Source organism: Paenibacillus sp. JCM 18996, from assembly GCF_055392555.1.
The window spans coordinates 3,117,273-3,136,246 of the sequence record NZ_AP043884.1 but is presented as its reverse complement, the minus strand read 5'-3'; the positions used below and the strand labels follow the sequence as shown (position 1 = coordinate 3,136,246).

Sequence of the window (18,974 nt, the reverse complement as noted above, 5' to 3'; positions counted from 1 at the left end):
TCCTCCGTTAATGGGTAATGTGGCTTTGTCCCTGTAAAATGTTCATTAATTCGCCCGCATTCTGTACTCTTTCCTGGGCCATTCTCGTGAGTGTCATCTTTAAACGGGGATCCTGGCATTCGACCGCTCCTTGTACGCACAGCTTGGCGAGCAGATCCTCGTTCTTGAAGGAATCCGAGATGTAGTTCAACTCTTTGGAAGTGACGCGGCTTTGCTGCGTTGCCATTGATGCTTATCCTCCTTTCAGTTAAAGTTAGGGTCCCCGGATTTATCCAAAATATGTAACTGAACCAAACAAAAAACGCCGCTTCCTCTGCCGTCCCTATAAGCACAGACGGCAGCAGAAGCAGCGTGATGCAAGCAAGTTTATTTAATTCCTTTTTTAAAAAAGTCGTCTATCTTGGCAGCCGGAACGGCGTAGCCCCATTCCCCGCCTTGTTTTTTCAGCCAGACCGCGGAATCTTCCGTTTTTCCTTCATAAACAGAGGTACCGCCATCCTTAAGTGTAAGCTCGATTTTCAATTCCGGCGCATCGGTCGTAACCTGCGCAGCAGGTTTGGTGAGCCGGTCCGTCATCAGGCTGTTCTGCAGGTCGCTGACGATCGGCAGCGCATCATTGCCGCCCATTTCTTTATCATTCAGCTTCCATTTGGCCTCGCTCAGCGGCTTATCAGCGTCCGCCTTGTCCAAGGACCACTTCTGTCCTTTCCATTCCGCCGTCAGCCTGGTCACTTTATCCATTTCGAACTGAAAAGGATTATTGTTCATGAAATCCAGCTGGGCTTTATTTAAAGCGGAAATCTGCTGCTCGCTAACGCCCGATACTTTGGGGGATCCCGGAGTTTTCACATAGTAGAAGCCTTGGATCGGCATCGGGTTTCCAACCTGCAGAACCGCGTCGGAGCCGTTCAGCAGTTTGACGCGGAATTCCTGCTTCGGCTTATCCAGCCCATACTTGGCGAGGTCCGACGCGTTGTCCTCAACCCCCTTATCAGCGGTAACCGAGTGCAGCGCATCCACCCAGGAGCCTGCGGAAAACGGATTGACAGGGACCGGGGAAGGCTGGGTCATCGCCCATTTGTCCTGCCCCTGTTTCGTCAATTCTATGACCGTCCCTACGGACTGGATTGAAAAGCTGCTGACGTCGCTGGTATTAAAATCAACCAGAGGAGCCTTGTCCTGTTTCTTTTCCCTGAAAAAATCGTGTGCGGACGCGTACAGGAAAGCCCCGATGCAGATGATGACGAGAATGAGAGTAGGCAGATAGCTCTTCAGCTTCATCCTCTTCTCCTCCTCCACCAAATCCACCCTCCGATGAGCAGGAACAAGAGCGGGAACGCCACAACCGCGCCGAAAAAGATTGTATTCGCCTCGCTCGGCATCAAAGTCACGGTCTGATAGGCCGCTTCATTTCTCGGACGGATCGTGATCGTATCCTTCTGTCCGGTCAGCCAGCCGATGCTGTTCAAAGCAAAGTCGCGGTTTCCGGCGGTATGAATCCCGCCCTGCTGCTGCTCCGTCACAAAGGTCGAGCTTGCCAGCACTACCGCTTTCGGCTTCTTGTCCTTGTCCTCAATCGTATAGCCCAAGTTCAAAGGACCCTTGACATCTTTATCATCCTTATTCGTTTGATGCTGGATGTACAACGTGTTGATATCCGTTTCCCCATAGGCGTTAGGCGAGGATTTCAGCAGCAAAGTGGACGTATAGTCGCCTTTAGCCGTCGGATCCGCGTTAATTGCAACCGCAAGGGACATGATCGTAATTAAATTCGATTGCTGAAGCTTACTGGTAATTTCATGCGCGCCGTATTCCGTTACAATAGACAGCGGATCCAGCGTCGATTTCTGATCGATGGCTACTGCATGCTGATCCTGCACTCCCAAAGCGGCCATAAGGGCGTCGATATTTTTCCACTTTGTGGTCATATCCTTATCGAATCCGAGCCCCATGTAAAGCTTGCCTCTGCCTTTGACATATTGGGTGATCAGTTCCGCTTCCTTGTCGTTCAAATCGTTCTGCGGTCCCAGCAGGAGCAGCATCTGGGCGTCATCCGGAATTTTGCCTTCCTTCAGCAGATTAAGCTCTTTTACCACGTAGTTCTCGCCTTCAAGCTCGCTTTTCAGCGTTGCCAGCTGAGCCAAAGGAATTTCCTGATGCCCCTGCAGAATGTAGACCGGATGCTTGTCCTTGGAAGTCACATTGGCGATTGCCTGGGTCATTTTCTGCTCGCCGGTGAATTGGTACTCTCCCTGCTGCTGGCCGCCTTGGAACATTTCGTTGAAATACACGTTCTTTTTCTGTCCGCCGCTTTCAAAAACAAGCATCCCTCCGGGATCCGCCTGATACTGGTTGGCAAGTGTTGGCTGCTTCACAATATCGTATTCGTCAAAAGTGATTTTTCCGCTGCGCTTCTTATATTCCTGCACCATATCCAATACCTGGCGGGTCATCAACGGATTGGCGTCGCCCCCGTCAAAAGCGATGATATGCACGTCCTGGTTCAAAGCTTTTAACGTCGTCGCCGTCTGGTCGGACAGGGTGAATTTTTTGTTCTTGGTCAGATCCCACTGAAGCCCTTTGGCGGAATACAGGAAGATCGTCGCGATAATAAAAATCCCGAGCACCGCAGCGGACAGAACAGCCGCATTGGCCCCTTTTAGCCATTTATTCACTTCATCTTCCTCCTATCTCCAGCGTTTTCTTTCCAGAACCTGAATGCTTAACACGACAAAAACCACAATGAGCATGACATAAAACAGAACATCGGCCAGGTTAAAAACACCCTTCTGGAAGTTGGCCTGACGCCCGTTGATCGAGAACTGTACCACCCATTCCTTCAGCTTGCCGCCCAGACCGCTGCCCAGCCAATCAATGATCCAAAGAAAAATCAACAGCACAAAAGTGATCACGCCCGATACCATCTGGTTGGCAGACAAGGAAGACGCGAACAGGCCCACCGCCATCATCGCGGCACCGATCAGGAACATTCCGAGATAGGACAACCAGAGAACCGGCTGATCCAGCGTGCCGAAACGGGATAGAATCAACGGGTACAGCAGGCTGCCGACAACCAGCAGAAGCTGCACGGCGAGAGCCGCCAGGTATTTGCCGAACACGATTTCCGAGATGCCCGCCGGGGAAGTGAGCAGAAGCTCATCCGTGCCTTGGCGGAATTCTTCCGAAACCAGCCTCATGGTCAGCAGAGGAATAATGAACAGGTAGATAAAAGTAATCGATCCCACAACATAGCGTAAATCCACGACACTTTGCGGGGTCAATACGAAATTCAAATAGAACATGATTGAGCTGAGCAGAAAATAAAAGGCAAATGCGACATAAGCCGTCGGCGAGTAAAAATATTGATTGAGCTCTTTTCTGCAAATGGCCAGCATTCTACGCATCCGTCTTCACCTCTTCCGTACGCGCCTCGGCGGATTCTTCGGTAGTCAACTTCAGGAAAATATCCTCCAGGCTTAACATTTCTTTTTTCATTTCGAGAATCGGGTAGCCGGCTTGGGCCAGGCGGAAGAACAGCGCTTCCCTGAAGTCGCTGCGGTCCTGGGCCGTTACCAGAAGCTTCACGGTATCGGAGGAGGCCGCTTCAGCAGAGAGTACCCCCTCGGATGCAGCCAAGGCGGAGGCTTGAGGCTGATCGGCACTCTGCGTTCCCATTTCCATCGTGGCAACTTTCTCGGTCCGGAGCTCGGTGACACTCGCGACTTCCGGGATACCCTGCAGCTCCCCGATCACCAGCGCTTTCGGCCCTTTGACCTCCAATTTCACCTGGAATGTGTCGCCCATCGTGTGGCTTAGCCTTTCCGGTGCCTCATCGAGCACAATCCGTCCGCTACTGATGATAAGCACTCGGTTGCAGATCGCGTTCACTTCCGGCAAGATATGGGTGCTCAGCAGCACAGTATGATTCTCGCCCAGCTCACGGATGAGCTGCCGGATTTCAATGATCTGCTTCGGATCCAGACCGGAAGTAGGCTCGTCCAGGATAAGCAGATCCGGTTGATGGACAATTGCCTGCGCCAAGCCGAGACGCTGCTTATAGCCTTTGGAAAGGCTGCGGATGATTTGATTTTCACGGCCTTTGAGGCCCAGTCTATCCATCACTTCGCCGATCCGCACTTTCTGCTCCCTCACCGGAACATCCCTCAGATCAGCCACAAATTTAAGATAGGACTGCACCGACAGATCGGGATAAAGAGGAGGCGTCTCAGGCAGATATCCGATTTTTTTCCTTGCTTTGCCCGGATGGTCCGCCATCGACAGCCCGTCCACATAAATGCTGCCCTTGGTCGGATTCAAATACCCTGTGATCATCCGCATGGTCGTAGTTTTACCGGCGCCGTTAGGTCCCAGAAATCCAACAATCTCTCCACGGCTCATCGAAAAATCAATGTGGTTGACTCCCCGCTGGTTCTCATACAGCTTACTGACTTCCTTGACTTCCAGCATCTATGACCCTCCAGTAATTTAAAATGCTCCTTTTTAACCTAACCCACTATAGCGCTCCTTTTATAAAATTACCTTAAACAAATCTGAAAAGAAGCTTAAAAAATGCAATCTACAACTGTTATAACATTCCAGCCCACTAATATTCAACAAAAGCACGTCCCGCTCCAAACCGGAGAGAACGTGCTTTTCACTATTTTACCAGCTGCCCGCGGGTGACCCCCAATTGATTGGTCGCTTTCAGCGTCTTCCACACCTGGGTTCCGCTGATCTGTCCGGCGATGGCCTTGGAGTACAGCTCCAATACTTCTCGGACGCGCTCGGGAGACTCCTCGAGAAACTCCACCCGATAAGACGGAACGCCGAGCTCCATAAAATGGCTCAGGTACTCCGCGCCCGATTGGTCAATCGCGTTATACACGGTGTTGCGGCAGCCTTCATCCACACGCACCGGGTGCGACATGCCCACTCGGTCCTGAAGCGACACCCGATGGTCCTCGCAAGGACGGCCGCAGTTCGTATAATCCGTGCCTTCGCTCAGGAATGTGCAGTACACGCAGTGTTCCGTATGGAACATCGGCATGTGCTGGTGAATGACGACCTCCAGCCTGGATGTATCGGCTTTACCGAGCAGATCGACCATTTGTTGAATGTTCAAGTCATACGAAGGCGTTATCCGCTCCAGACCGGCTTCCAGCAGCAGCCCGACCGTCTTGTGGTTCGCGGCATTTAAGGAAAAATCGCCGATCAGCTCCGGCATATACTCATCCGGTTTCAGCTGTTTCCTTTTCATAAACCAGTACAGCGCCCCCGTGTTTCTGATCAGCACGGCGTCCGGCCGAAGGTTGACCATATTCTGGAAGTATCCCGTTTCCCCCGGCATGTGGATGCGCGGCGTAGCCAGCGCGATCTTCTTGCCGGCGGCACGGACGGCCTCCACAGCAGCGGGAAACTGCTTGATGAACTCGAAATCGGCGTAAATGAAGTCAATGTCCGTCTGCACTACCGCTTTGACTTGATCCAGGTTGCGGCATAAAGCCGTCAGCTTCGCTTCCTTAGGCTGGACAGGCTCAGCGCCGGTGAAAGCATCGTCATAAGCCCCCGCATGCCGCTTGTGGTATATCGGCGGCTTCTGCCTGGCATGCTCGAGCAGCTCCACAGCCTTCCGGCGGATGCCGTTCAGCTCACGCATAGGAACTATCAGCTCGCCCTTCAGGTGCGCCTGCACGTCCTGCAGCTCGAAGATGGTGCCGCCCAAACGGCCGAACTGCTCTTCGAACAGTGCCGTGTCCATTGGCCTTTTTTCCGCCTGCACCAGAGGCAGCTCGGATTCCACCGTCACGGTGTTACCGGGTAATACATCAGTCCATACCGTTTTTAACGGCCCGCCCAAAATTCCCGTGACCTGCACCCGGACAGGAAAAGTGTGGTAAGGCTTGTCCGTCTCGTACGTTTGGCGGAGTCTTTTATCCAGATGAGGATCGTTCGTCTTCCAAATCCGGTCGCCGACATGCAGCCGTCCCAAATTGACATCGTTCCTTCCTGGCACGATCTCAATCATGCCTCCCGGCGCTTCGCCTTCCAGCTTGACGCCCTTTCTGCGGATATCGTAGACGCGGCCGCCTTCTTCTTTTTGGGTCGGATCGCCTGCGTCGAACACGATGCCGTCTCCCCGCTTGAGAGGGGCTTCCAGCTCACATATCACGCCATCGCGGAGAATCTGCTTCACTCTGCCCAGGAATACGCCGCGGCTTTTCGGATAGGTGCCTTCCACCAGCTGCTTGTTGTTCGTCCCCTTCAAGAACCCGTAGGTGAAGCCGCGGGAGAAGCTCTGCTCCAGCTCGCGCAATTCTTCCTTGGTCGGCTTCGGGTTTTCCCCGTCGAAATACCGGTCAATCGCTTTGCGGTACTTGCCCACCACATTGGCCACATATTCGGGCGACTTCAGCCTTCCTTCGATTTTAAAAGAGGTCACGCCCGCTTCGATCAGCTCCGGCACGAGCTCCAGCGCAGCCAGATCCTTCGGAGACAGCAAGTACGCGATATCTCCCATCGGCTTCACTTCTCCGTCCACGACCATGTCGTAAGGCAGGCGGCAAGCCTGCGCGCACTCCCCGCGGTTGGCCGAACGGCCGCCCCACATTTCCGAGGTCAGGCACTGGCCCGAATAAGAAACGCACAGGGCGCCGTGGACGAAAACTTCCATGGGCAGCTTGGCCTGGTCGCCGATCTGTTTGATCTGCTTCAGGTTATTCTCCCTGCCGAGCACGACCCGTTCGATATCCCAAGGCTTCGTAAATTCTACAGCTTCGGGCGACGTAATCGTCATCTGGGTGGAACCGTGGATCGGGAAGTCGGGAGAGATCTCGCGGATCATTTTGACCAGGCCCAAATCCTGCACGATCACCGCATCGACACCCGCGTCGACACAAGCTTCAATCAGCTTTCTCGCGTCTTCCAGCTCCTGTTCGAATACGAGGATGTTGAACGTCAGGAAGCCTTTGACCCCGTATAAATGGAGAAAAGACATAATTTCCGGCAGCTCATCCGTAATAAAATTGTTGGCCCTTGCTCTCGCATTGAATTTTTCGACTCCAAAAAACACCGCATTCGCCCCGTTGGCCACAGCCGCCCTAAGGCAGTCCCAGTCTCCCGCGGGAGCGAGCAATTCTATATCTTCTCTGCGTATTTTGCGCATGGTCATTCCTCCAAACTGTAAGCTCATGTTACGTTTTAACGTGAAAAAGGCAAAGCGGCGCTGTTTACGCGATTCCGCCACCACCATTAACTATACTACAACACACCTAAAGGTACTAATCCATACTTTACTATTTAATGTGAAAATGATAATGCGAAATAAGTCGAATAAAAATGTGAAATAAGACGGAACAAAATGCGAAAAATGGCGAAACAAATTCCGACATAATCCGACAACTGTTGTGCGGCAGTTTCTTCACTTTTCGATGGTTTCCCCGCCGGTTCGACGGAAGTTAACAAACCCGGTCAACAGTGCTATAATGTTGGGGTCATTTGTTTACTAAAAAAAGAGCAATTGAGGGATTCCTTTGGTTGTTTCCAAAAAAACGCCTTTTTATATCGCGGCAATTTTTCTTGTGATGCTTTCGGTCCTGCTGATCGGCAGGCAAAAACAGGAAGTCCGGCTGCTTTACGCAACGGAAGGCAATTCTTACGACTCGTCCGGTTACGACAATTTCCGGCAGGCTTTGACCGCGAATTTGCAGGTGGATCAGAAGCCGCTGGCGGGCTTGTCCCTGCGCGCCTTGCAGCAGTATGACGCCGTTTATTTGGATCCCGGCCTCCACGCCAAGGCTGATCTCCAAAGTGCACCTTTGCAAAAATATGTTGAGCAGGGCGGCCATTTGTTTCTGGAAAACGGGTTTGCGGAGGATTTTCCCAAAGAATTGCTGGGGGCCAAAGAACTTGTAAAGCTGCCTAATGAGACGCTCAAAACGCTCAAGCTCGAGTTTCCCGAAGCTCCGGTGAACGTGCGCGGTTTGCAGGAGATCGTCCGGCGGTTCGGCGAAAATTTCGAGAAGCATGGCGCTTCGAACGATATGCCGGATTTTCACTGGGGATACGGGGTGATCCCGTCCACGGCGGCGCCGATTGTAACCCGGAATCAGGTTGCCCTGTACACCGTTAACCGGTACGGAGCGGGAACCGTGCTGCTGACCGGTACGTTCCTGCCGGGCCGGTATTTTATTACGGGTTACGACCTGCGAAGCGGCATGGATCCGGCCCAGGGGATCGGGGCCTTGATTGCCAAGTACAACAGCGGGATTCAGAAGGTGGAGGGCGCGGCTTACTTTGACAGGAAGCAGATTCCTTTGGAGCCGTACTTTCATTTTGCTTTCGCGGCGGCGAACAGCGTGTTCAGGGACGAGTACGCAAGCTTCGTTTCCAAAGAAAAATGGGGCTACAGCGTGAAAAAAGTGCTTGGGCCCAACGGCCGGCCGGCTATGGCGTTCCAGAATCATTTTGAGGAGCTGGGGGCGATACGGGATGGTAAAGGGATCCAATGGACGGACATGCTGAAAAAGCACGACGAGATTCCATCCTATTCCCTCGTCCGCTCCTCCTACGAGTGGGGCCGCTGGGATGAAAGCCTGATTGTCCATTTGAATAAAGGAAGCACCGGGAACCCTTCATTCGTCGGGGAGCTGCCGGGCTCTTACTACGGCAGCGGAACCCATCTGTCGGATGCCAAAGGCCCCATCCGCCTGAGGCGCGACCCGGCTTACATTCAGCTCGGGGAGCCCGTGCGGCAGGCTTACCGCGCCGCACCGGCCTTTATTGACGTGGACGGCGACGGCCTGGCCGACCTCGTCACGGGCAGCGGCGACGGCTCGATCGCCGTGCACCGCAACCTCGGCGCGCAGCCTCAGCTGTACGCGCAGCAGTCGGCGCCGCCGGGCGTGGCGCTGCCTGACGGCTTCGCGGAGGCGCAGCCTCTCGCGGATGCCGCAGGCAAGCCGCTCCGCCCGGCGGGCGGCACCTTCGCCGCGGTCGCAGCCGCGCCGCAGCCCGGCGGCCGCCGGGCCGATCTGCTGATCGGCGGCGCCGACGGCAAGATCGTGGCCGCCCGGCAGCAGCCGGACGGCAAGTTCGCGCCACCCGCCCCGCTGCGCGGGGTGCAGGTGGCATCCTTCGCCGTCCCTACGGTCGGCGATGTCAACGGCGACGGCGTCGCCGACCTCGTCGTCGGCGACGGCAACGGGGGTGTCACGCTGTTCCCCGGCGTGCCGGGAGAGCCGCTGCAGTTTGGCCACGGCCAACTGCTGTTCAACATCGGCGCAAAATACGCCGCGCCGTCAATCCACAATGTGACCGGGGGCGACAAGCCCGATCTTGTGATCGGCAACATAGAGGGCGATTTGCTCCTCTATGTGCAGGAGAACGGCCGCTGGGTCAACCGCGGCCCGCTGCAGGGCGAGACGACGAACCAGGTCGGCAGTAAAGCACTGGCAGGAGGCCATAACTCGGTTCCTTTATGGTATGATATTAATCATGACGGAAAGGATGACCTGATTGTAGGGCAGCTGGAATTCGGCATCCCTTACAATCTGGATGATCCGAAGTTTCCTTTCAAAGCCCAACTGCAGGCTTTTGTCCAGCACAGCAAAGAAAACTTCGTGCCGATTTATCCGCATATTTATGTGCATGGGTATCAAACTCCTTCGCAGGAACAGGCGGAAATCGACCTGCACAAGATGAACTTCGACAAGCTGGGTCTGCCGTGGGGCCTTACGGGCACCAACCAGCATACGTGGCGGGTAAACAACCGGAACCCTGTGCAGACGCTGCTCAGCGAAAGGAATAACGGGATCTGGTTCAACTTCGCCTTTAGGCCGTCCCATGCGCCGACCGATCCAAGTCTGGGGAGCGAATATAATTGGGCGCTCCCTTTTCTGCTGACCGATCCTTCAGCGGCAGGACCGATGCTTCTGCACAGCCCTTCGCCGAACCTTGTGGAGCATGGAGCGGGCTCTACCGAAGATTTGTACGCGTCTTATGCAGCTTTCGATTTTCCGGTCGATTATTTCGAGCACATCGAGAACAAGGATTCCGCTTATTTGGAGCGGGAAGCCCGGTATTTTGACAAGCTACGCACCGAGAACGACTACAATTTCGTCACCGAGCCGCAGATGGCCCAGAGCTTCCTGGCCGCCAAAACCGGCAGGGTGGAAGTCAGCCAGTCGTGGGCAAGCGTGCTGCGGGACAGGCTGAAAAGCCTGCTCTCGCCAAAAGGACCGAGATTATCCTTATCGCTTGCGGCCGACACAAGACCGATCCCGCAGCTGGCCGGCGAATATAAGGACGCGCTGGGCGTGGTTGTGGAGACGGGAGAGAAATACTACGGCAGCTCCCTGGTCACCAGCTCGGATGTATACCACGTGAGGAACGGCAAATTATACGTCGGACTTGCGCAAAATGCCGATATTCGCATCGCGGCGCCCAAAGAGCAGACTCATCTCATCCGTTCCAACGTGCCTTACACTTTGCATAAAGAGAAGAACCGCTGGACGTTGGAGCTCAAAGCGCAGGGATTACAGCAGATCAAACTGTTCAGCCTGACCCCTGTCGAGGCGGAAAGCGTTGACGTTCAAATCCGGCATAACGAGGCCGACCACACTTATACGCTGACCCGTTATGGGGACGCGGCGGTGATCGGGATCAAATTCAAGTAACCGGCATCATATCCGCCTACAATGTTGCCAGGCCGGCCGCTGATAAAAAATTACGGATTAATAGGGCGTTATTCCGTCCGAAACCAGCATCTTGCACAAGGGCTGCCAAACCGAAAAATCATTTGTGGAGGGAATCATGGAACAGATTCTGCAGGAACTGGAAAAGCACATTCGCAGCCGTTATGAAATTGAAGAGGATGACGAAGACTTCACCGTCGACGTCCATTTGTTCGATTACGGCTTCATCGATTCGATCGGGGCTACCGCATTGATCGCCCATATCGAGCAGACTTACGGCATCCAGGTCACCAATCAGGACCTCATGCTGTATCCGCTGAATACCGTAAGAGAAATCGCCGAGTTCATCTCCAGGAAGAAAGGGTTGTAGTCACATGGAATGCGTCATCTCGCTGCAGCGCCTGGCTGAAAGCCAGCACGGTCAAGTTAAATACGCGTCGGCTTTTGTCGACGAGCATATCGACGAAATCCGCCTCGAAAAAGATCAAATCGTCATCGTTCACCATTCCCCATCCGGAAACGAGGTCATTGAGGAACGTGTGAACCGCCTGATCGACCGTTTCTCCAAAGGAGATTTCGGCTTCAAGGAGAACGTGCTGTTCAAGCATGAAGGCCCTCAGCCTTATCATGGCGACATCATCGCCGAGCTGGTGGACACAAAAACCATCAAGGTGCTTGAACCCGGCTTGTTCATCTTCCGTGAGCCTTTCTCTTCGCTGATGCGGTTTCTCGACTATTCCTTTGTAACGAAGATCGCTAACCGCTTCGATGTGAAGGAAGAGCAGTACCCTGCCGTGATCCACAGCGAAACGCTGAACAAAACGAACCATTTCACCTCGTTCCCCGAGCATATCCACTTCTTGACGCACCTGCGCGAGGACTTGGATATCATCGAAGGGTTCTCACAATCGATCCGCGAAGCGGGCGGCTGGAAGGCCGAGCATCAATTTTCGCTTGACGAGACTATGCCTAAGCCGCATTTTACGATGAATCCATCCACCTGCTATCACTGCTATGAGGGACTGCAGGACGAGGTCCTGGAAGGCGATGGCGTCGTCGTAACCGCCATTTCCAAATGCCACCGGTTCGAATCCAAAAATCACACCGATTTCGGCCGTCTGCTCGACTTTTCTATGAGAGAGATCATTTTTGTAGGGAAACCGGATTTCGTCAAAGAGAACCGCCTGAAATCGATCGATTACCTGAAAGAGCTGGCCGAGGAGTGGAACGTGAATTCCTTTATGGAAATTGCCAACGACCCGTTCTTCACTAACGATTTCCAGGTAAAAGCTTCGTTCCAGCGCAACCAGGAGATGAAGTACGAGCTGCGGCTCACCATTCCTTATCTGGACAAGTCGATTGCCTGCTCTTCCGTCAACTTCCACAGCAACACGTTCGGAAATGCCTTTAATATCAAAATGGGCAAACGTCCCGCCGTCACCGGCTGCGTAGGCTTCGGCATCGAGCGCTGGGCTTTTGCGTTTCTCGCGCAGTTTGGTCTGGATGAAGCCAATTGGCCTGCCGCATTCCGTGAACAGTATCACGCATGGCAGCAAAAATCTTTATAATGAGTAGTGATTCCCTTTGAAAATATCCTCTTTTATACGAAAAAACAGTTTCATACTTGTCCTCGTTCTGCTCTTTATTGCAGCTGACTGTGCGGTCTCCGTGTGGAATCCGATGCAAACCTCGCGCCGGTTCGAAAAGGACGATTTCACCAAAACGCTGTTCCATCACGGATGGCAGCGTTCAGGGAACGTTTTTTTCGGCAACTCGGCGGTAACCGGCGCTTATGTCGAGGAAGCTTCCCAAGCCCGCCTGGTCGAGATGGGAATGTCCTACGGCAAGCTCACCGATCTCAAGGCGATGCTGGAGCAGAAGCTGTACCACGTGGACACACAGCTGGTGATCGGAATTGACGTCCATACGATGCTGGACAAGCTGCAGACGGACGATAAATACCCTTGGCTTAAGCCTTGGTACAAACCATATATGTACGCTTACGGGCCTTATTTCAAAGACGCCGGTAAAGAATTTACACTCAACGCCCTGCACGGCCGCTTCGCTTATCAGCCGCGTTGGATCGATAAGGAGCTTTATTCTGGCCGGCAAACCGACGAGGAGATGAACAAATCTCAGGCGCGGTATAACCAAATGTTCAATATCATGAAACTCAGTGACCTGCAGCACAATATCGACGCTCTTCAGTGGGTTGTCGGGTACGCCAAAGCGAACGGGATTGATTTACGGGTGATCTGGATGCCGTATAATTATCAGAAGTTCCCGTATCCGCCTTATATCAAAGGGCTGAAGGACACCGTGAACCCGATGCTCAAAGCGAACGGTGTGCCTGTGCTCGACCTGATGGATCGTTATGATGCCAAATATTTTCACGATATCGTCCATTTGAACCGCGAAGAAGGAGCACCCTTGTTTACGAAGGAGGTGGATGGATGGCTCCGGCAGCCCGCAAGCTCATCGAAATCCTAGCTTATCTGATTATGCTCATTCTTGTGCTCATCCATTTTACCGGCAAGGGCTTGTTTATATACGAGGGCTTCTAGCATTTTAGCTTGTAGTAGAGGGAGAAAGTTGTCATGTTTTACTTGAATATGAACGCCGTTCTTGCCCTTATCGGCATGATCGCCGTTCTTGGCCTTACCCGCAAATGGCCGCACAACAAAAGAATACTGCTGCTCGCGTTCAACCTCTGTTTCTTGCTGCTGTTCAGCGGGAAGCTTTTTCTGTTTTACGCCGTTTATACCTTGGTCAACTTCGTACTGTTTTTGTTCCTGTGCGGAACGCAATCGCTGCGCAAATTGTGGTTTATCGCCTTCATTGCGGCCAACGTCCTTCTCGTCTGTCTGGTCAGATGGTTCATTATGGGCCTGTTCGCCAGCCCTTATCTTGATGCAATCTTCTATCTCGGACTCATTTACAACGGTTTAAAAGTGATCGACGCTCTCTATTTCGCCTACTTTTTCGGCAAGGATGCAAAAGCGCCTGCAGTGGACTATTTCAACTTTATTCTGTTCGTCCCGACGTTTACATCAGGGCCGATTATGAGATTCCGCGATTTTATGGCCGATGCCAAAAGGCCTTACCAAGTCGATTCAGCAGGCTACGAGGCGGGTGTGAAGCGGATTATTCTGGGCATGTTCAAAAAGATCGTGGTCGAATTCTGGATGCTCCAGGTGTTCGACAATGTGTTAAAAGGAGAACTGCACACCGGGCAGTCTCTTTTTCTGATGGTCTGGTTCTATGCTATCATCTATTTTGATTTCTCAGGTTATTCTGATATTGCGGTAGGCTTCGGACGAATGATGGGGTATAACGTTCCGGAGAACTTCAAGAAGCCGTTCCTCTCCCCCACACTTACGCAGTATTGGCGCAATTGGCACGCTACGCTCGGGGACTGGTTCCGCGAACATATCTTTATCTTTTTCTCGCGTAAAACACCGTCCAAGTGGACCGCAGCAGGCCTGTCGCTGCTCATTATGGCGCTGATCGGTCTGTGGCACGGGTTTTCCTGGTTGTATCTGGCGTGGGGCATTTACCACGGAACGATTATTGCGCTGGAGAATCTGCTGAACCGTACCACGGTGAACAAAAAGAAGGTGTCCAAGCCGTATTTTTATTTCCGCTGCTTCCTGACGCAGGCTGTCGTAACGCTCGCCATCATAGTGTACAGTCCTAACCATGAAGCCGTGATCCGGATTTACAAAGGCCTTCTGAACCTTCCTTCATTTTGATTTGAAAGAATGCTATAATTGAGGTTGTTCGATGAAAGCGTTATTTTTAATCCATTATTGGAGGTGCCTGTAATGAAATTAGGAGTTTTTGCCGTACTTTTCGGAGGGAAACCGCTTGAAGAAGCACTCGACATTATCGCATCGACAGGGCTTGAGGCCGTAGAGATTGGAACCGGCGGCTATCCCGGCAACTCTCATTGCAACCCGGAAGCGCTGCTTGCGGACGAAAGTAAATTGAACGCGTTTAAGCATGCGGTGCAATCCAGAGGCTTGACCATCTCCGCCTTAAGCTGCCACGGCAACCCGATTCATCCACAGAAGGCGATCGCTCAAGACCATCACAACGTTTTGATCCAAACCATCGAGCTGGCCGAAAGACTGGAAGTTCCTGTAGTGAACACCTTCTCCGGCTGCCCCGGCGACCATGAAGACGCTAAATATCCCAACTGGCCGGTTGCGCCTTGGCCGAACGATTACCAGGAGATTCTGGCATGGCAGTGGGAGAATAAGGTCATCCCTTACTGGAAAGAAACAGGCACATACGCGGCGAACCATAACGTAAAAATCGGCCTGGAGCTTCACGGAGGCTTTTCCGTACATACACCGGCAACTTTGCTCCGCTTGAGAGAGGCTGTAGGCGAAGTGATCGGAGCGAACCTCGACCCGAGCCATATGTGGTGGCAGGGTATCGATCCGGTACAAGCTGTTCAAATTCTCGGACGCGCCGGAGCAATCCATCATTTCCATGCGAAAGACACGACGATCGATCCGATCAACGTCAACAAGCACGGCGTGACCGACATGCAGTCGTATACGCTTATGCTCGACCGTGCTTGGCAATTCCGTACCGTAGGCTACGGCCACGACGTCAAAACCTGGGCCGACATCATCTCCGCACTCCGCTTGGTAGGCTATGATTATGTAGTCTCCATCGAACACGAGGATGGCCTTATGTCGATCGAGGAAGGTCTTAACAAAGCTGTGGCCAACCTGCAGCAGGTGTTGATCAAGCAGCCGCTGGGAGAAATGTGGTGGGTATAAGGCGCTATATCGCTGGTGGCAGGAAATGCTCAAGCTTGCACAGCCCGAGCCCGCATCATTGCCAAAAGCCCTCGACCGCGACGGTCGAGGGCTTTTCCCTTTTTATTTCGACACCAAGCTTACAACGTGATACCCATCCAGGTGAGCACCATCACCACGTCCATTAGGCCAAACGTCGCCAAGGCTACCAAAGCGAATCCGATCGCAAATACATTTTTCTTCGGCGCTCTCAGCAAACGAATCAAGCCGATGATAATCAGCGCGGTGAAAGCGATAACGAAAGGGTCAAAGCCGGAAAAGTTGCTGGCAGCAGTTGTTGCCTCTTCAGCAAAATACATTGAAAGCCCTCCTTCTGAGTACGGAAAATGCTCATCTTGTTCCATGTTATCTTTTGTCGCAACAGGAATCAAGTAGCTCTTTAAAATTTATCAATTTTGTCAATATTTTGCCATTTTTCGAGTCTATCAATATACTTGTTCAAAAAGCTAAATTAAATTATGGCCTCTCCGTGGCGTAAATTAAATACAAAAAAAGCAGTTCCCTGCGCTGTGCAAGGAAACTGCTTTTTTTGTATGCTTATACAGCAGAAGTCTGCTGCTCTTTCAAGCGGGAGGCGTAATCGTCAGACCGCTTGCGGTCACGCTCCAGGACCGGTTTCAAATACTGTCCGGTGTAAGAACCTTTCACCTTGGCTACGTCCTCAGGTGTACCTGTGGCCACCACAGTGCCTCCCCGGTTTCCGCCTTCAGGCCCCAAATCAATCAAGTAATCCGCTGTCTTAATGACATCCAGATTATGCTCAATGACAAGCACAGTATCTCCGTTCTCCACGAGACGATGAAGCACCTTTAGAAGCCGGTCGATATCATCGACATGCAGGCCCGTTGTAGGCTCGTCAAGGATATAGATTGTCTTGCCTGTACTGCGGCGATGCAGCTCGGAGGCCAGCTTTACGCGCTGCGCTTCCCCGCCCGACAATGTAGTTGCCGGTTGTCCGAGCTTAATGTAGCCGAGCCCCACATCCATCAGGGTAGTCAGCTTTCTGTGGATTTTGGGGATATTCTTGAAGAATTCCACGCTGTCTTCAATCGTCATCTCCAGAATATCGGAGATATTCTTGCCTTTATATCTCACTTCCAGCGTTTCGCGATTATACCTTTTTCCTTTGCACACTTCACAGGGCACGTAAACATCCGGAAGGAAGTGCATTTCGATCTTGATGATGCCGTCTCCGCGGCAGGCTTCACATCTCCCGCCTTTGACGTTGAAGCTGAATCGGCCTTTTTTATAACCGCGGATCTTCGCTTCCTGCGTAACGGCGAATACATCACGAATATCATCAAATACGCTCGTATAAGTGGCCGGATTGGATCTTGGCGTCCGTCCGATCGGAGACTGGTCAATATCGATGATTTTATCCACATTGTCCAATCCGTTAAATTCTTTGTGCTCGCCCGGCCGGACCTTCGCGCCGTTGAGCTCGCGGGCCAGCGTCTTATATAAAATTTCGTTGATAAGCGTACTTTTGCCTGAACCGGATACTCCTGTTACCGCCGTAAACACGCCCAACGGAATCTTGATATTCACATTGCGCAGGTTATTTTCCTTGGCTCCTTTGATTTCGAGCCATTTACCGTTCGGCTTGCGCCGCGCCGGCGGAAGCGGAATGAACTTGCGTCCGCTTAAATATTGGCCTGTCAAAGAATTCGGGTCCTCCATAATTTCCTCGGGAGTCCCCTGTGCGATCACCTGTCCGCCGTGGATGCCCGCTCCAGGGCCGATGTCGATGATATAATCGGAGGCCATCATCGTGTCTTCATCATGTTCAACGACAATGAGCGTATTTCCCAGATCCCGCATATGCTCCAAGGTTTGAATCAGACGGGTGTTATCTCTTTGATGCAGCCCGATGCTCGGCTCGTCCAATATATACAATACGCCCATCAGACTCGATCCGATTTGCGTCGCCAGACGGATCCGCTGCGCTTCGCCCCCGGACAGCGTTCCTGCGGAACGGTGAAGGGTCAGGTAATCCAATCCTACATTGACCAAAAAGCCTAAGCGGGAACGGATTTCCTTAAGGATCAGGTTCGCAATTGTTTTTTCTTTCTCGTTTAGTTCGAGATTCTGGAACCACTGCTCCGCATCCCCTACAGACAGGCCCGTAACATAAGCCACATTCTTCTCATTGATCGTCACTGCCAGGGATTCCGGCTTCAATCGGTGTCCTTTACATTTGTGGCACGGCTTCGCACTCATATAGGTTTCAATATGCTCTCGAATTCCGTCCGAAAAGGTCTCCCGGTAGCGCCGTTCCAGATTGGAAATAATGCCTTCAAAAGGAACGACTGCGTCTCGGGTGCCGCCCATATCGTTGTGATAACGGAACCTGATTTTCTGTCCGCCGGTACCATGCAAAATGATCTTCATCTGTTCGGCGGTCAGCTCGGCTACCGGTACCTTCATAGGGATGCCGTAATGCTCGCAAACTGCGGCCAGAAACTGCGGATAATAATTCGAGGTGCTTCCCGCCCAAGCCTCGAATGCCCCCTCATCGATAGACAGCTTAGGGTCAGGCACGAGCAGGTCGGGATCGACGATCATCTTGCTTCCCAGCCCGTCACATTCTGGACATGCCCCAAACGGGCTGTTGAAGGAGAACATTCTCGGAGCCAGCTCTTCAATGCTGAATCCGCACTCCGGACAAGCCAGGTTCTGGCTGAACAGCAGCTCCTCCTTCTCCATCACGTCAACAATAACCCGTCCGTCTGACAGCTTCAAGGCGGTTTCCAACGAATCCGCCAGTCTCGCCTGCACATCGTCTTTTACCACAATCCGGTCGACCACGACTTCAATGCTGTGCTTTTTGTTTTTCTCCAAATCAATACTGTCCGAGACGTCCATCACTTCTCCGTTCACCCTGACACGCACAAAGCCCTGCTTCTGGATATCGGCAAACAGGTTTTTGTGCTCTCCCTTGCGGCCTGAAACTAGTGGAGCCAGTATCTGCAATCTCGTGCGCTCCGGATACTCCATAATGCGGTCCACCATCTGCTCAACCGTCTGTGAAGTAATTTCGATGCCGTGGATCGGACAGTGCGGCCTGCCGATCCGGGCAAACAGCAGCCGCAAGTAATCATAAATTTCCGTGACGGTGCCGACGGTCGACCGCGGGTTGCGGCTCGTCGTCTTCTGGTCGATCGATATCGCCGGAGACAACCCGTCGATGGAATCTACATCGGGCTTGTCCATTTGACCTAGGAATTGGCGGGCGTAGGCCGACAATGATTCCACATAACGGCGTTGCCCTTCCGCATAGATGGTGTCAAAAGCAAGAGAGGACTTGCCCGATCCGCTTAGCCCCGTAAGCACGACGAAACGATCGCGAGGGATCGTCACGTCGATATTCTTCAAATTGTGGGCCCTTGCCCCTTTTATGACGATATTTTCATTAGGCACTGCCTTCATCCTTTCCTGAATCGCGAGTCTG

Annotated in this window: 14 protein-coding genes; 6 read left to right on the top strand and 8 right to left on the bottom strand. The window is 52.7% G+C overall.

Annotation, left to right across the window (positions count from 1 at the left end; translation table 11 throughout):
* Positions 1-7 precede the first annotated feature (7 nt).
* The 6 genes from ACZ5N7_RS15370 to ACZ5N7_RS15345 form a co-directional block, all read right to left on the bottom strand.
* Positions 8-226 carry a hypothetical protein gene (locus tag ACZ5N7_RS15370; RefSeq protein ID WP_464655392.1) on the bottom strand — a complete coding sequence of 73 codons (219 nt, stop codon included), beginning with the start codon at positions 224-226 and terminating at the stop codon, positions 8-10.
* Between the two features lie 140 nt (positions 227-366).
* Entirely contained in the window at positions 367-1,281 is a 915-nt protein-coding gene (locus ACZ5N7_RS15365; protein WP_464655390.1) for a DUF4340 domain-containing protein, read from the bottom strand.
* A complete protein-coding gene (locus ACZ5N7_RS15360) occupies positions 1,278-2,675 on the bottom strand; it encodes a GldG family protein (RefSeq protein ID WP_464655388.1) in 1,398 nt (465 codons plus the stop codon). Before ACZ5N7_RS15360 ends, ACZ5N7_RS15365 begins: the two co-directional genes overlap by 4 nt.
* 12 nt (positions 2,676-2,687) lie before the next feature.
* On the bottom strand, positions 2,688-3,404 hold the full coding sequence (locus ACZ5N7_RS15355) for an ABC transporter permease subunit (protein ID WP_464655387.1): 717 nt from the start codon (positions 3,402-3,404) through the stop codon (positions 2,688-2,690).
* Positions 3,397-4,467, bottom strand: coding sequence for an ABC transporter ATP-binding protein (locus ACZ5N7_RS15350; protein WP_464655386.1), 1,071 nt, complete (start codon positions 4,465-4,467; stop codon positions 3,397-3,399). The genes ACZ5N7_RS15355 and ACZ5N7_RS15350 overlap by 8 nt, the downstream gene beginning before the upstream one ends.
* Before the next feature lie 190 nt (positions 4,468-4,657).
* The gene (locus tag ACZ5N7_RS15345; protein WP_464655384.1) at positions 4,658-7,162 is read right to left on the bottom strand and encodes a U32 family peptidase; all 2,505 of its coding nucleotides are present in this window, start codon (positions 7,160-7,162) and stop codon (positions 4,658-4,660) included.
* Between the two features lie 367 nt (positions 7,163-7,529).
* On the opposite strand from ACZ5N7_RS15345, the gene ACZ5N7_RS15340 reads away from it, so the two are divergent.
* The 6 genes from ACZ5N7_RS15340 to ACZ5N7_RS15315 all read left to right on the top strand — a co-directional run bounded on the left by ACZ5N7_RS15340 (position 7,530) and on the right by ACZ5N7_RS15315 (position 15,484).
* Complete coding sequence (locus ACZ5N7_RS15340; protein WP_464655383.1) at positions 7,530-10,673, top strand: FG-GAP repeat domain-containing protein; 3,144 nt, start codon at positions 7,530-7,532, stop codon at positions 10,671-10,673.
* Between the two features lie 136 nt (positions 10,674-10,809).
* Positions 10,810-11,061: an acyl carrier protein gene (locus ACZ5N7_RS15335; protein WP_464655381.1), complete on the top strand. Its 252-nt coding sequence runs from the start codon at positions 10,810-10,812 to the stop codon at positions 11,059-11,061.
* A 4-nt stretch (positions 11,062-11,065) separates the two neighbouring features.
* Entirely contained in the window at positions 11,066-12,259 is a 1,194-nt protein-coding gene (locus tag ACZ5N7_RS15330; protein WP_464655379.1) for a class-II aminoacyl-tRNA synthetase family protein, read from the top strand.
* A 112-nt stretch (positions 12,260-12,371) separates the two neighbouring features.
* Positions 12,372-13,181: a hypothetical protein gene (locus ACZ5N7_RS15325; RefSeq protein WP_464655377.1), complete on the top strand. Its 810-nt coding sequence runs from the start codon at positions 12,372-12,374 to the stop codon at positions 13,179-13,181.
* 107 nt (positions 13,182-13,288) lie between these two features.
* Positions 13,289-14,443, top strand: a complete 1,155-nt coding sequence (locus ACZ5N7_RS15320) for an MBOAT family O-acyltransferase (protein WP_464655375.1) — start codon at positions 13,289-13,291, stop codon at positions 14,441-14,443.
* A gap of 72 nt (positions 14,444-14,515) precedes the next feature.
* Positions 14,516-15,484, top strand: coding sequence for a sugar phosphate isomerase/epimerase family protein (locus ACZ5N7_RS15315; protein ID WP_464655373.1), 969 nt, complete (start codon positions 14,516-14,518; stop codon positions 15,482-15,484).
* Positions 15,485-15,603: 119 nt separating this feature from the next.
* On the opposite strand, the gene ACZ5N7_RS15310 is transcribed toward ACZ5N7_RS15315, so the two are convergent.
* Together ACZ5N7_RS15310 and uvrA are read right to left on the bottom strand one after the other, a co-directional pair.
* A complete protein-coding gene (locus ACZ5N7_RS15310; protein ID WP_464655371.1) occupies positions 15,604-15,822 on the bottom strand; it encodes a DUF2759 family protein in 219 nt (72 codons plus the stop codon).
* Positions 15,823-16,060: 238 nt separating this feature from the next.
* Positions 16,061-18,952 carry an excinuclease ABC subunit UvrA gene (uvrA, locus tag ACZ5N7_RS15305; RefSeq protein ID WP_464655369.1) on the bottom strand — a complete coding sequence of 964 codons (2,892 nt, stop codon included), beginning with the start codon at positions 18,950-18,952 and terminating at the stop codon, positions 16,061-16,063.
* Positions 18,953-18,974 lie beyond the last annotated feature (22 nt).

What these genes read in the sequence shown, in the direction of transcription:
- ACZ5N7_RS15370 (WP_464655392.1), bottom strand. Translation starts at nt 226, where the DNA reads ATGGCAACGCAGCAAAGCCGCGTCACTTCCAAAGAGTTGAACTACATC.
- ACZ5N7_RS15365 (WP_464655390.1), bottom strand. Translation starts at nt 1,281, where the DNA reads ATGAAGCTGAAGAGCTATCTGCCTACTCTCATTCTCGTCATCATCTGC.
- ACZ5N7_RS15355 (WP_464655387.1), bottom strand. Translation starts at nt 3,404, where the DNA reads ATGCGTAGAATGCTGGCCATTTGCAGAAAAGAGCTCAATCAATATTTT.
- ACZ5N7_RS15350 (WP_464655386.1), bottom strand. Translation starts at nt 4,467, where the DNA reads ATGCTGGAAGTCAAGGAAGTCAGTAAGCTGTATGAGAACCAGCGGGGA.
- ACZ5N7_RS15345 (WP_464655384.1), bottom strand. Translation starts at nt 7,162, where the DNA reads ATGCGCAAAATACGCAGAGAAGATATAGAATTGCTCGCTCCCGCGGGA.
- ACZ5N7_RS15335 (WP_464655381.1), top strand. Translation starts at nt 10,810, where the DNA reads ATGGAACAGATTCTGCAGGAACTGGAAAAGCACATTCGCAGCCGTTAT.
- ACZ5N7_RS15330 (WP_464655379.1), top strand. Translation starts at nt 11,066, where the DNA reads ATGGAATGCGTCATCTCGCTGCAGCGCCTGGCTGAAAGCCAGCACGGT.
- ACZ5N7_RS15325 (WP_464655377.1), top strand. Translation starts at nt 12,372, where the DNA reads ATGCAAACCTCGCGCCGGTTCGAAAAGGACGATTTCACCAAAACGCTG.
- ACZ5N7_RS15320 (WP_464655375.1), top strand. Translation starts at nt 13,289, where the DNA reads ATGTTTTACTTGAATATGAACGCCGTTCTTGCCCTTATCGGCATGATC.
- ACZ5N7_RS15315 (WP_464655373.1), top strand. Translation starts at nt 14,516, where the DNA reads ATGAAATTAGGAGTTTTTGCCGTACTTTTCGGAGGGAAACCGCTTGAA.
- ACZ5N7_RS15310 (WP_464655371.1), bottom strand. Translation starts at nt 15,822, where the DNA reads ATGTATTTTGCTGAAGAGGCAACAACTGCTGCCAGCAACTTTTCCGGC.
- uvrA (WP_464655369.1), bottom strand. Translation starts at nt 18,952, where the DNA reads ATGAAGGCAGTGCCTAATGAAAATATCGTCATAAAAGGGGCAAGGGCC.